Below are 13,072 nucleotides of genomic sequence, written 5' to 3' on the forward strand. Positions count from 1 at the left end.
ATGACGTGGGTCGCCGCGGTCGCGGGGCTGCGGGCACGCCGGGAGTTCGGCGTGCTCGTGACCGTCGCGACCGTGCGCGGCCACGCCCCGCGCAACGCCGGCGCGAAACTCGTCGTGGGGCGGAGCGAGACGTGGGGCTCGATCGGCGGCGGCAACGTCGAGGCCGTCGCGATCGACCGGGCCCGGGAGATGTTCCTCGCCGCCGGGCCCGAGCCGGAGCTGATCGACTTCGCCCTCAACGACAAGGTGACAAACCGGCACGGCGTCCAGTGCTGCGGTGGAACGGTCTCGGTGCTGCTCGAACCGCTGCCGGTGGTACGGGCGGTGGCGATCTTCGGCGTCGGGCACGTCGGGATGGAACTGGCGCGCGTCCTGGCGCGCCAGGACCTCGACCTCCATCTGGTCGACAGCCGCGCCGACCTCCTCGCCGAGGAGCGGCTCGCCGTCCTCGGGGACGCGGTGGCGCGGGTGCGGGTGCACCACACGCCACTGCTGCCGGAGGAGGTCCTCGACGAGCTGCCGCCCGGCACCCACGTCCTGATCATGACCCACGATCACGCCGAGGACGCCGCGCTGTGCGACGCCGCCCTGCGGACCGACCATCTCGGCTCCGTCGGGCTCATCGGGTCGGCGGCCAAGTGGTCGCGGTTCCGCGGACGCCTCCTCACGGAGGGCGGTCACGACGAGGCCGCCGTCGACCGGATCAAGACCCCGATCGGGCTCGCCGGCATCACCGGCAAGGAGCCCGCCACCATCGCCGTCAGTGTCGCCGCCGACCTGCTGCGCGCCTTCGAGACCGAGGGGGGCTGATACGGCCAAGAGGAAGGGCGGGCTCCGACCGCGAGGGCGCCGGCCCTCGAAAGCCGCTCGGGGCCCGGCCCTGCCCGTGTTTCCGGCGGGTCCGCGGGGGCCGGTGTCGCGCAACCATCGCTCCGGTGTCACACGTTCGTCACACCCCCATCGTCGTCCCATCGCACAGCGTCGCCGCGAGGTGGCTTGAAAGCATGCGGTTCGACGCCGCGCTCCCGCGGCGTCGTCGATCACCTCACATACTGCGCTGACCGGCGGCGGGCGCGCTCTCGCGTCCCGCGCCGGTTCGACCACTCGACCTCATCCCAAGCTCCTGGGGGAGACTTGCGCGCACAAGTGAAGCGAGCACGCGCCTTCACCATCGCGGCGGCCACATCGGTGGCCCTCGTAGCAGGCATGACCGGCCCCGCGACGGCGATCGCCGCGTACGCGAAGGCCGCACCGGACACCGCACGCGCCGACGGCGGCCAACGGATCCCGCTCATCACGGGCGACCGTGTGGTGGTGGACGCGAAGGGCCGGATGGTGGGCTTCGAGTCCGCCGTGGGCCGTGAGCACATACCCGTACAGGTACAGCGCACCCCGGGCCACACCCTGGTGGTGCCCGCCGACGCCCAGCGCCTGATCGCCACGGGCAGGCTCGACCAGCGGCTCTTCGACCTCGACGTCCTCACCGACCCGCGGCTCCGCGAGAGCCACCGCACCGGACTCAAGCTGATCGTGCGGTACGAGGGGGGTGCCGGCGCCGCACGGGCCGAGGTGCGTACGGCGGGCGACACCCAGCTGCGGCGCACGTTCCCGACCATCGACGCCGACGCCATCCGCACGTCGCCGGACGACGTGGCCGAGGTGTGGGAGGCCCTGACGAACCGGCGGAGCGGCGGGGCGCGCGCCGCCGCCTCCGGCATCGGCTCGGTGTGGCTGGACGGGGTGCGCGGGGCGAGCCTGGACCGCGGCGTCCGGCAGATCGGCGCCGACAAGGCGTGGGAGTCCGGGTTCGACGGTACGGGCGTCAGGATCGCCGTCCTCGACACCGGCGTCGACAAGACCCACGAGGACCTCAGGACCCGCGTCGTCGGCGAGAAGAACTTCTCCGCCTCCCCCGACGCCGTGGACCGCGTCGGGCACGGCACGCACGTCGCGTCGATCGCCGCGGGCACCGGCGCCAGGTCCGGCGGCCGGTACAAGGGCGTCGCCCCCGGCGCCGAGGTGATCAGCGGGAAGGTCCTCGACGACGAGGGTTACGGGGACGACTCCGCCGTCATCGCGGGCATCGAGTGGGCCGCCGCCGAAGGCGCGGACGTGGTCAACCTCAGCCTGGGCAGCCCCGACAGCCCCGGTGTCGACCCCCTTGAGGCCACGGTCGACAGGCTGTCCGCCCAGAAGGGGATCCTGTTCGCCGTGGCGGCGGGCAACGACGGCGAGTCCGGCGCGTCGACGATCGGCTCCCCGGGCAGCGCGGACGCCGCGCTGACCGTCGGCGCCGTGGACAAGGACGACAGACTCGCGCCCTTCTCCAGCACCGGCCCGCGCGTCGACGACGGCGCCGTCAAGCCGGACGTGACCGCGCCCGGTGTCGCCGTCACCGCGGCCGCCGCCCCCGGCAGCGCCCTCGACACGCGCCCGGGCACGCCGCACCCGGCGCCGGGCTACCTCCAGCTCGACGGTACGTCGATGGCGACCCCGCACGTCGCGGGCGCGGCGGCGATCCTGAAGCAGCGGCACCCGGACTGGAAGTCCACCGAGCTGAAGGGCGCGCTGACCGCGTCCACGAAGGGGGGCGCCCACACCGCCTTCCAGCAGGGCTCGGGCCGTGTCCAGGTCGACAAGGCGCTGACCCAGAGCGTGATCGCCGATCCGGTCTCGCTGAACTTCGGCACGGCGCGGTGGCCGCACGCCGACGACCGGCTCCTCACCAGGAAGGTCGTCTACCGCAACCTGGGGACCGGTGACGTCACCCTCGACCTGGCGGTGTCGACGCTCGATCCGTCGGGAAAGCCGGCCCCGGCCGGGTTCTTCTCGCTCGGCGCCTCCAAGGTGACCGTGCCCGCGGGCGGCACGGCCGAGGTCGACCTCGTCGCCGACACCAGGATCGGTGACGCCGACGGCACCTACTCGGGCCATGTCACCGCCACCGGCGCGGGCCAGTCCGTGCGCACGGCCGCGGTGGCCACCCGGGAGGCGGAGTCGTACGACGTGACCGTGAGGGCGGTGGACCGTGACGGTACGGACGCCGAGAACTTCTCCAGCACCCTGACGGGCGTCGCCGGAGCCGCCACCGGCTTCCAGGCCCGTGTCGACGACGAGCCGGGCAGCCACACGATCCGCGTGCCCAAGGGCTCGTACACGTTCAACACGGCCGTCTACCAGGACCCTTCGGACTACGCGAAGGGCACCGACTGGATCGCCCAGCCGAAGCTGGACGTGTCCGGTGACACGACGGTCACCGCCGACGCCCGCACCACGAAGCCGGTGGACCTCACCGTGCCCGGCATCGACCGGGCGGACTACGCGGGGACGTACTACGAGGTCGGCACCGGGAGCGGCCGCGTCGGCAACGGCTGGGTCCTGCGGGGCTTCACGGGCTTCCGCACCGCCCACCTGGGTCCCGCCGTCACCGACGGCACGCTCCTGCAGACCTGGGACGCGCACTTCCTCAAGGACGCCGGCAGCCAGTACTCGGTGGCCTTCGGCGGCAAGGCGAACACGGTCGCGACCGGCTACACCCGGCACGTGAAGGCGGACGAACTGGCCACGCTCAAGGTCCGTCTCGGCGCCTCGGCCCCCGGGAAGTCGACGCTCACCTCCCCGTACGCCCATCTGCCGGGCGCGCCGGAGGGCAACGGCTTCTCCGCCCCGCAGGCGGCCCCCGGAACCCGTACCTTCCATGTCTCCACCGCCGACGGCGTGAAGTGGCTGACCAGGTTCAACCAGCTGGGCGCGGTCGACGAGTGGGGTTACCCGGCCTTCGAGGGCGGCTACGAGATGGTCCGGCCGAAGCGTTACGCGGCGGGCGGGACGTACCGGGAGACGTTCAACACGGGCGTCTTCGGGCCGGTCCTGGGCGAGGGCATGGGTGTCTTCCGTACCGCGCCCGACCCGGAGACGGGCGAGCAGCGGCTCTACGGCTCCCTGCCCCTGTTCGCGGACGGCAAGGGCCATGTCGGTGTCCCGGTGAACGTCTCCGCCACGACGAAGCTGTACCGCGACGGTGTCGAGGTCGGCGCGAACGACGATCCGCTGACCGGGTGGCAGCCCTTCACGGTGGACGGGGCCGACGCCGCGTACCGCCTGGAGACCTCGGTGGAGCGTCCGGCGGGGCTCGCCGCGGTCTCCACCCGGATCGACGCCGCCTTCACGTTCCGCTCGGGGCAGGTCGCGGCCACCACTGCGCTTCCGGTGTCGACGGTCCGTTTCGCGGCCCCCGTGGACCTCGCCTCGCGCGTCCCGGCGGGCCGGCAGGTCCGGGTCCCGGTGACCGTACAGGGCTCGGCGGCCGGGGGCAATCTCAAGTCGATGACTGTCTCGGTGAGTTACGACGACGGGAAGACCTGGCGTCCCGCGCAGGTCCGCGACGGCGTGATCTCCGTGACGAGTCCGGCGAAGGACAGCGGGATCTCGTTCTCCGCCGTGGTCACGGACAAGCAGGGCAACACGTCGACGCTGAAGATCCACAACGCGTGGCTCGGCAAGTGACCCTGTCCCGCTGAGCGTTGTCTCCTGTCCCGGCGTCACCACCTCTAGTGGGGGCGCCGGGACGTCGCGTTCACGCGCGTGAGGCCGCCCGCATGCCCCTGGCACGCGCGGTGTGCGCGGCCGTGTCGGAGCCGAAGCGGTCGAGGACCTCCCGGGCGAGGTCCGGCCGGGAGGCCGAGGCCAGGACGCCTCCGCCGAAGGTGGAGGTGAGGGCGGTGTCGCCCGGCAGCGGGCCGACGACGGTGACGCCCGGCAGGTCCATCAGCTCGCTGTGCTGCTGGAACGCCAGCTCGGCGCGGCCCGAGGAGAGCAGACTGCCGGCCGGCACCCCCGGGGGCGCCTGGACGAGCCGTCCTGCGAGCACGTCGGCGAGCCCCAGCCGGGCGATGAGACCGGTCAGTTGCGTCCCGCTGGGGCCGGTGGAGTACGCGATCCTCGGTGCGGACCGCAGCACGGCCCGCAGGTCGGCCTCCGAGTCGAGCGCCGGAACAGGTGATCCCTCCGGTACGGCGGCGACGACCTGGGAGATCCACAGCGGTCGCGCCGTGCCCGCCAGGACGTGGCCCTCCTTCTCCAGGGCGGCCAGCGCTCCGTCGGCGAGCACGAGCAGGTCGGCCTCCGCGCCCTCGCGCACCCGCCGTGCGATCTCGACGCCGCCCGCGGACTCGAAGCGCACGGTCAGTCCGTGCGCGAGCCGAAGGTGTGCGGACAGCTCGGCGAGCAGCGGTCGTGTCGCCATCGAGGACAGCCCGGAGATCTCTCGGTTCACGTCGCCTCCTTGGTGTCCGGCAGATGCTACGACGCCCCTCCGGGGCGATCAACGCCGGTCTGCGAGACTGGCCGGGTGAGCGCGACCCGGAGCACAGCGGCTGGAAAAGTCCTCGACGTCCTCGCGGTCTTCGACCGGGAGCACCCGTCGCAGACGCTGTCGGAGATCGCCCAGCGCACCGGCATGGCCCTGAGCACGACGCACCGGGTCGTCTCCGAGCTGGCGGGATGGGGGGCGCTGGAGCGCGCGGAGGACGGGTCGTGGCACGTCGGCCTCCGGCTCTGGGAGATCGCCTCGGGCTGCCCGCGCACCCAGATCCTGCGCGATGTCGCCCTGCCCTTCATGCAGGACCTCTACGAGGCGACCCACGAGAACATCCAGCTCGCGGTCCGCGAGGGGACGGAGCTGGTCTTCGTCGAGCGGATCGCCGGGCACCGGTCGGTGGAGCTGCTGACGATGGTGGGGAGCCGGTTCCCGATCGGCTCCACCGGGATGGGGCGGGTCCTGCTTGCCCACGCCCCGGCGGACCTCCAGGAGGAGGTCCTCGCCTCGCCGCTGCGGGCCTGGACCCCGCACACCGTCACGGACCCGACGACGCTGCGCGCGCAGCTGGACCGCATCCGGCGCGAGCAGGTCTTCGTGAGCGACCGGCAGCTCTCCGAGAGCACGGTCGCGGTGGCCACGCCCGTGCGGACCGGGCGCAACGGGCCGGTCGGCGCGGCCCTGGGGATCGTGTTCACGGCGCGTGGCGCGAGCCGTGCCCGCGGGCTGCGTGAGCCGCTGCTGAGGGCCGCGTACGGAATCTCCGACGAACTCGGCCGGCGGGCCCGGCCGATCGCCTGAGACCGTCAGCGCACTCGCCCGACCACCTGAGCATCGGCGCATCCGCCCGACCGCCTGAGACCGGGTGGGCTTCCGCCTGACGGAAACGCCGGAGACCGGCCGCACTCCCGGGTGTCAACGTTCGACCTGTCCCGGACGTTCACCCTCGCTCAGGAGATGCCATGGCCGACGCCGCCGTCGACACCGTTGCCTCGGTTCCCGTCGCAGTCATCGGGGCAGGCCCCGCCGGTCTGATGCTGGCTCACCGCCTCGCCCGCGCCGGAGTCGAGACGATCGTGGTCGACACCCGCACCCGGCGTGAGATCGAGACGACGCAGCGGGCCGGCATCCTGGAGGCCGACGCGGCCCGGGACCTGGTGGAGACCGGCGTCTCCGACCGGATCCTGCGCGACGGCCACGAACACGAGGGCACCGAGCTGCGCTTCGGCGGCCGGGCGCACCGCATCCACTTCAAGGCGCTGGTCGGCGCGTCGGTGTGGCTCTACCCGCAGACCGACGTGTTCGTCGACCTGGCCGACGCGCGGGAGCGCGACGGCGGCACGGTCCACTTCGGTGTCAAGGACACCGAAGTACTCGACGTCACCACCGGCGCTCCCCGGGTCCGCTACACCGCGGCCGACGGATCCCGGCACGAGATCCGCGCGCGGTACGTGGTCGGCGCGGACGGCTCCCGGAGCATGTGCCGCGATCTCGTCCCCGAGGACCGGCGGGTGCGGTACGGCAAGGAGTACCCCTTCGCGTGGTTCGGCATCCTCGCCGAGGCCCCGCCGAGCGCGTCCGAGCTGGTCTACGCCCACTCCGAGCACGGGTTCGCGCTGATCAGCCGACGGACCGAGACCGTGCAGCGGATGTACTTCCAGTGCTCCCCCGGCGAGTCCGTCGACGCCTGGCCGGACGACCGCGTCTGGGAGACGCTCCAGGCCCGGGTGGCCGGCGAGGACGGCTTCCGCCTGAACGAGGGCCCGGTCCTGGACAAGGCGGTCCTGCGGTTCCGTTCGTTCGTGCAGGAGCCGATGCGCTGGGGCTCGATGCTGCTCGCCGGCGACGCCGCGCACACCGTGCCGCCGACCGGCGCCCGTGGGCTCAACCTCGCGCTGCACGACGTGAAGATCCTGGCCGAGGTCCTGCCGCGGGCGCTCGGCACGGCCGGAGAGGCCGCGCTCGACGACTACCAGCCGCGCGCGATGCGGCGGGTCTGGCGGGCGCAGAACTTCTCCCACTGGATGACGCAGCTGCTGCACACCGCGCCCGGCGACTCGCCGTTCGACCTGCGGCGCCGAATCGGCGAGCTCGACAACGTGGTGGCCACGCGCGCCGGCCGCGCCTACCTCGCCGAGCAGTACACCGGCTGGCCCGCCGGCTCCCGGGGCTGACCCGGACGAACCCCAGGGCCGACCCCGACGAACCCAGGAGACACGCCTTGATCATCGACTGTCACGGTCACTTCACCACGGCGCCGCCCCAGCTCGCGCGCTGGCGCGAACGGCAGGTGGCGGCGGCCGGCTCCCCCGCGGACGCGCCCGACCCCGGCGACCTCGTCATCACCGACGACGACCTGCGCGAGGCGATCGAGAACAACCAGCTGCGGCTCATGGACGAGCGGGGCAGCGATCTGACGATCTTCTCCCCGCGGGCCAGCTTCATGGCCCACCACATCGGCGACTTCCGCGTCTCCTCGACCTGGGCGCGGATCTGCAACGACCTGGTCCACCGTGTCAGCGGGCTCTACCCCGACCGCTTCGCGATGGGCGCGATGCTGCCCCAGTCGCCCGGCGTCGACCCGGCCACCTGTGTGCCCGAGCTGCGCCGGGCGGTCGAGGAACTCGGTGCGGTGACGGTCAACCTCAACCCCGATCCGTCGGGCGGCGGCTGGACCGCGCCGCCGCTCACGGACCGCTCCTGGTACCCGCTGTACGAGGCGATGGCCGAGTACGACATCCCCGCGATGATCCACGTCAGCACGTCGTGCAACCCGGCCTTCCACACCACGGGCGCCCACTACCTGAACGCCGACACCACGGCGTTCATGCAGCTGCTGCAGGGCGACCTCTTCGCCGACTTCCCGTCGCTGCGCTTCGTGATCCCGCACGGCGGGGGCGCGGTGCCCTATCACTGGGGCCGGTTCCGCGGTCTGGCGATGGCGCTCGGCCGGCCGGATCCCGAGACGCTGCTCGACAACGTCTTCTTCGACACCTGCGTGTACCACCAGGCCGGCATCGACCTGCTCACCCAAGTCATACCCAGCCGTTCCCTGCTCTTCGCCAGCGAGATGATCGGCGCGGTCCGCGACGTCGACCCGCTCACCGGCCACCACTTCGACGACACGCGGCGGTACGTCGAGGCCTGCCCGAACCTCGACGACGAGGAGCGGGCCGCCGTCTACTCCGGCAACGCCCTGCGCGTCCACCCCCGGCTCGCCGCCCGGCTCGCCGTCGCCGACCTCTGACCCAGGAGAACGCCCCATGGAACACACCCGGACAGGTGTCGTCCACACCTCGATCAGCCGCACCGACCCCGAGGAGGTCGCCGCCCTGTCGGCGTACGGCGTCGCGACGATCCACGAGGCCATGGGCCGGGTGGGCCTGATGCGCCCCTACCTGCGGCCCGTCTACCCCCGAGCCCGGCTGTGCGGCACGGCGGTGACCGTGCTGCTGCAGCCCGGCGACAACTGGATGCTGCACGTCGCCGCCGAGCAGATCAGGGAGGGCGACGTGGTGGTCGCGGCCTGCACGACCGAGAGCGAGGACGGATTCTTCGGCGAGCTGCTCGCCACCTCGTTCCGCGCCCGCGGTGGCCAGGGCCTGGTCATCGACGGCGGCGTGCGCGACGTGGCCGACCTGGAGCGGATGGACTTCCCGGTGTTCGCCCGCGCGGTCAACGCCAAGGGCACGGTCAAGGCCACCCTCGGTTCGGTCAACGTGCCGGTGGTCTGCGCCAACGCCCTGGTCAACCCCGGCGACGTCGTCGTGGCGGACGGCGACGGCGTCGTGGTCGTGCCGCGCGAGCGCGCCGCCGAGGTCGCCGAGGCGGCGGCACTGCGCGAGGCGGCCGAGGAGGGCAAGCGTGCGCGGTTCCGCGCGGGCGAACTCGGCCTGGACATGTACGGGATGCGCGGCCCGCTGGCCGATCTCGGCCTGCGTTACGAGGAGTGAGGATGACGACGAGCTTCACGAAGACTCCCGGCTGGCTGGACTGGTACGCCGGTCCGAGCCGGCCGCACTACCGGCTGCCCGAGGGCGCCGTCGACGCGCACTGCCATGTGTTCGGGCCGGGGGCCGTGTTCCCGTTCGCGCCCGAACGGAAGTACACGCCGTGCGACGCGTCCAGGGACCAGCTCTTCGCCCTGCGCGACCACCTGGGCTTCGCCCGTTCCGTGGTGGTCCAGGCGACCTGCCACGGCGCCGACAACAGCGCCATGGTCGATGCCCTGCGGGCCTCCGGAGGGCTGGCCCGGGGCGTGGCGACGGTGCGGCCGGACGTCTCCGACACCGAGCTGCGGGAACTGCACGAGGCGGGTGTGCGCGGCGTGCGGTTCAACTTCGTCAAGCGGCTCGTCGACGCGGCGCCGCGGCAGGACCTGCGGGACGTCGCCCTGCGGATCGCCCCGTACGGCTGGCACGTCGTCGTCTACTTCGAGGCGGGCGACCTGCCGGACCTGCGTGACTTCCTCCTGTCGGTCCCGGTCCCGGTCGTGATCGACCACATGGGCCGGCCCGATGTCACCAAGGACCCGGACGGTCCGGAGTTCGGGGCGTTCCTCGACCTCATGCGGGCCCGGCCGGACATCTGGTGCAAGGTGACGTGCCCGGAGCGGCTGTCCGTGAACGGTCCGCCCGCCCTGGACGGCGAGCGGTCGGCGTACCGCGACGTCGTCCCCTTCGCCCGCCGGGTGGTCGAGGAGTTCCCCGACCGGGTGCTGTGGGGCACGGACTGGCCGCACCCGAACCTCGTCTCCCACATGCCCGACGACGGCCTGCTCGTCGACTTCGTCCCGCACATCGCCCCCACGCCGGAGCTGCGGCGCAAGCTCCTCGTCGACAACCCGACGCGCCTGTACTGGCCGGACGCCGGCTGACCCGCCTCACGATCGGAGTCCGAACATGTCACTGGACAAGACGTACAAACTGGTGCCGGGGACCATCGTCTTCGACGCCGAGCAGTCCGCCAGGGGCTATCACCTCAACCAGTTCTGCATGTCGCTGATGACCGCGGAGAACCGCGAGCGCTACCTCGCCGACGAGCGTGCCTACCTGGACGCGTGGCCGCTGCGGGAGGAGCAGAAGCGGGCCCTGCTCGACCGCGACCTGAACGCGGCCATGGACGAGGGCGGCAACATCTACTTCCTCGCCAAGTGGGGCGCCACGCTGGGGCTCTCGTTCCAGCAGATGGCGGGGTCGATGACCGGCATGACGGAGGAGGAGTACCGGGCGATGATGGCCGGCGGCGGCCGCTCCGTCGAGGGCAACCGCATCGACCACGCCGTCCTCGAAGCGGCGCACGCCGATGCGGCGCCCCCCGCCGAGCACGCCACGATCACGGGCGCGGTCTTCACCTCGCACGTGCCGGCGATCGGCGCGGCGATGGACCACGGCAAGACCCACGAGCCCTACTGGAAGCCGGTCTTCGAGGGGTACGACTTCTCCAAGGAGTGGGAGAGGGAGAACCTCCCCGATGTGATCTTCCTGGTCTACAACGACCACGCGTCCGCATTCGACCTGTCGTTGATCCCGACGTTCGTCCTCGGTACGGGCGCGGCCTACGCCACCGCCGACGAGGGGTACGGGCCCCGCCCCGTCCCCGGCGTCGAGGGCGATCCCGACCTGGCCGCGCACATCGCGCACTCGCTGGTGCGGGACGACTTCGACCTCACGCTCGCCAACGAGATGACCGTCGACCACGGCCTGACCGTCCCGCTGTCCCTGATGTTCGGGGACGTCGAGAAGTGGCCGTGCAAGGTGATCCCGTTCCACGTGAACGTGGTGCAGTACCCCGTGCCCTCGGGCGCCCGCTGCTTCCGGCTCGGCCAGGCGCTGCGCCGGGCCATCGAGTCGTACGACAGACCGCTGAAGGTCCAGGTGTGGGGCACCGGTGGCATGAGCCACCAGCTGCAGGGTCCACGGGCAGGACTGATCAACCGGGAGTGGGACAACGCGTTCCTCGACCGGCTGATCGAGGACCCGGCCGGCCTGTCGCGGGTGCCGCACCTGGAGTACGTCCAGGAAGCCGGCTCGGAGGGCATCGAGCTCGTCATGTGGCTGATCGCCCGGGGGGCGTTGAGCGACGTGGACGGAACCGGACGGGTCGACGTCAAGCACCGCTTCTACCATGTGCCGGCGTCCAACACCGCCGTCGGCCACCTGATCCTCGAGAACCGTCCCCGGGCCCAGGAGCCCGCCGAAGGAGTGAACTGACATGACCGACGACCGAACCCTCAGGATCGCCCTGGCCGGAGGCGGCGCCTTCGGCGCCAAGCACGCGGCCGCGCTCCGGCGCATCGAGGGCGTCGAGGTGGCCGCCGTGGTGAGCAGCAGCCTGGAGAGTGCACGGAAGTTCGCCGCGGATCAGGGGGTCGGCCGCGCCGTGGCGTCCCTGGACGAGGTGCTCGCGATGGACGACGTCGACGCCGTCGTGCTCGCCACCCCCACCCCGCTGCACGCCGGGCAGACCCTGGCCTGTCTCGAAGCCGGCAAGCACGTCCAGGTCGAGATCCCGCTCGCCGACTCCCTCGGCGACGCCGAGGCGTGCCTGGCGGCGCAGGAGCGGACCGGTCTCGTCGCCATGGTGGGCCACACCCGGCGCTTCAACCCGAGCCACCAGTGGCTGCGGCAGCGGATCCGGGCCGGCGAGTTCGGCATCCAGCAGATGGACGTGCAGACGTACTTCTTCCGCCGCACGAACCTCAACGCGCTCGGCGAGCCGCGCTCGTGGACGGACCACCTGCTGTGGCACCACGCGGCGCACACCGTCGATCTCTTCGCGTACCAGACCGGATCGCCGATCGTGCAGGCCAACGCGATCCAGGGTCCGGTCCACCCCGGGCTCGGCATCGCGATGGACATGTCGATCCAGTTGCGCGCGGCGAACGGCGCGCTCTGCACACTGTCGCTGTCGTTCAACAACGACGGGCCGCTCGGCACGTTCTTCCGCTACATCGGCGACAGCGGCACCTATCTCGCGCGCTACGACGACCTGTTCACCGGCAAGGACGAGCCGATCGACGTCAGCGGGGTCGCCGTGTCGATGGACGGCATCGAGCTGCAGGACCGTGAGTTCGTCGCGGCGATCCGCGAGGGCCGCGAGCCGAACTCCTCGATCGCCCAGGTCATGTCCTGCTACCGGACCCTCGCTGCCCTGGAGGAGCAGCTCACCGCCGCCCCGGCCTTCTGAGATTTCACGACGGAGTGCCGGTCGCCACCTCATGGGGCGACCGGCACTCCGGCATGTGTGTCGTGGGTCGGTCAGGCGTAGTGGCGGTAGACGGCCTCGGCGACGCAGGCCGGCTTGGAGCTGCCCTCGACCTCGACGGTGAACGTGATCGGCATCTGCACGCCGTTGCCCTTGACCTCCTCCACGGTGCCGACGACACCGTGGAGTCGGATCCTCGCGCCGACGGGGACGGGGCTGGGGAAACGGACCTTGTCCAGGCCGTAGTTGACGCTCATCCGGGTGCCGGTGATGGTGAGCAGCTCGCCGAAGAGCGGGATGATCAGGGAGAGGGTGAGGTAGCCGTGGGCGATGGGGCCGCCGAAGGGCCCGTCCTTGGCCCTCTCCGGGTCCGTGTGGATCCACTGGTGGTCGTCGGTGGCGTCGGCGAAGGTGTTCACCCGGTCCTGGGTGATCTCCCTCCACTCGGTGCGGCCGAGGTCGGCTCCGGCGAGGGATGTGAGGGCGGCGAGGCTGTCGGCGAGGGTGGGCATGGGGTTCCTTTCGATGGCGCGGGCTGAGGGAGGGTGC

Annotated in this window: 11 protein-coding genes; 9 read left to right on the top strand and 2 right to left on the bottom strand. The window is 72.1% G+C overall.

The features are described from left to right. Together xdhC and ACIA8N_RS22495 are read left to right on the top strand one after the other, a co-directional pair. The gene (xdhC, locus tag ACIA8N_RS22490) at nt 1–810 is read left to right on the top strand and encodes a xanthine dehydrogenase accessory protein XdhC (RefSeq protein ID WP_365778921.1); all 810 of its coding nucleotides are present in this window, start codon (nt 1–3) and stop codon (nt 808–810) included. A gap of 336 nt (nt 811–1,146) precedes the next feature. Continuing rightward, nucleotides 1,147–4,506: a S8 family serine peptidase gene (locus tag ACIA8N_RS22495; RefSeq protein ID WP_365778923.1), complete on the top strand. Its 3,360-nt coding sequence runs from the start codon at nt 1,147–1,149 to the stop codon at nt 4,504–4,506. Between the two features lie 70 nt (nt 4,507–4,576). On the opposite strand, the gene ACIA8N_RS22500 is transcribed toward ACIA8N_RS22495, so the two are convergent. Then, entirely contained in the window at nt 4,577–5,275 is a 699-nt protein-coding gene (locus ACIA8N_RS22500; RefSeq protein WP_365778925.1) for a substrate-binding domain-containing protein, read from the bottom strand. Between the two features lie 75 nt (nt 5,276–5,350). Between ACIA8N_RS22500 and ACIA8N_RS22505 the strand changes: the two genes are divergently transcribed. The 7 genes from ACIA8N_RS22505 to ACIA8N_RS22535 all read left to right on the top strand — a co-directional run bounded on the left by ACIA8N_RS22505 (nt 5,351) and on the right by ACIA8N_RS22535 (nt 12,505). Next, nucleotides 5,351–6,118, top strand: coding sequence for an IclR family transcriptional regulator (locus ACIA8N_RS22505; protein WP_365778927.1), 768 nt, complete (start codon nt 5,351–5,353; stop codon nt 6,116–6,118). Between the two features lie 161 nt (nt 6,119–6,279). Next, the gene (locus ACIA8N_RS22510) at nt 6,280–7,491 is read left to right on the top strand and encodes a 4-hydroxybenzoate 3-monooxygenase (RefSeq protein ID WP_365778929.1); all 1,212 of its coding nucleotides are present in this window, start codon (nt 6,280–6,282) and stop codon (nt 7,489–7,491) included. Between the two features lie 47 nt (nt 7,492–7,538). Further along, nucleotides 7,539–8,564, top strand: a complete 1,026-nt coding sequence (locus tag ACIA8N_RS22515; RefSeq protein WP_365778931.1) for an amidohydrolase family protein — start codon at nt 7,539–7,541, stop codon at nt 8,562–8,564. A 16-nt stretch (nt 8,565–8,580) separates the two neighbouring features. Further along, a complete protein-coding gene (gene ligK / locus ACIA8N_RS22520) occupies nt 8,581–9,270 on the top strand; it encodes a 4-carboxy-4-hydroxy-2-oxoadipate aldolase/oxaloacetate decarboxylase (RefSeq protein ID WP_365778933.1) in 690 nt (229 codons plus the stop codon). A gap of 2 nt (nt 9,271–9,272) precedes the next feature. Next, nucleotides 9,273–10,193: an amidohydrolase family protein gene (locus ACIA8N_RS22525; protein WP_365778935.1), complete on the top strand. Its 921-nt coding sequence runs from the start codon at nt 9,273–9,275 to the stop codon at nt 10,191–10,193. A gap of 25 nt (nt 10,194–10,218) precedes the next feature. Further along, nucleotides 10,219–11,529, top strand: a complete 1,311-nt coding sequence (ligA, locus tag ACIA8N_RS22530; RefSeq protein ID WP_365778938.1) for a protocatechuate 4,5-dioxygenase subunit alpha — start codon at nt 10,219–10,221, stop codon at nt 11,527–11,529. Nucleotide 11,530: 1 nt separating this feature from the next. Next, nucleotides 11,531–12,505 carry a Gfo/Idh/MocA family oxidoreductase gene (locus ACIA8N_RS22535; RefSeq protein ID WP_365778940.1) on the top strand — a complete coding sequence of 325 codons (975 nt, stop codon included), beginning with the start codon at nt 11,531–11,533 and terminating at the stop codon, nt 12,503–12,505. A gap of 71 nt (nt 12,506–12,576) precedes the next feature. On the opposite strand, the gene ACIA8N_RS22540 is transcribed toward ACIA8N_RS22535, so the two are convergent. After that, nucleotides 12,577–13,035, bottom strand: coding sequence for a MaoC family dehydratase (locus ACIA8N_RS22540; RefSeq protein WP_365778943.1), 459 nt, complete (start codon nt 13,033–13,035; stop codon nt 12,577–12,579). Nucleotides 13,036–13,072 lie beyond the last annotated feature (37 nt).

The sequence above is a fragment of the Streptomyces sp. NPDC051822 genome (genome assembly GCF_044452745.1).
In the GTDB taxonomy this organism is placed as follows: Bacteria; Actinomycetota; Actinomycetes; order Streptomycetales; family Streptomycetaceae; genus Streptomyces.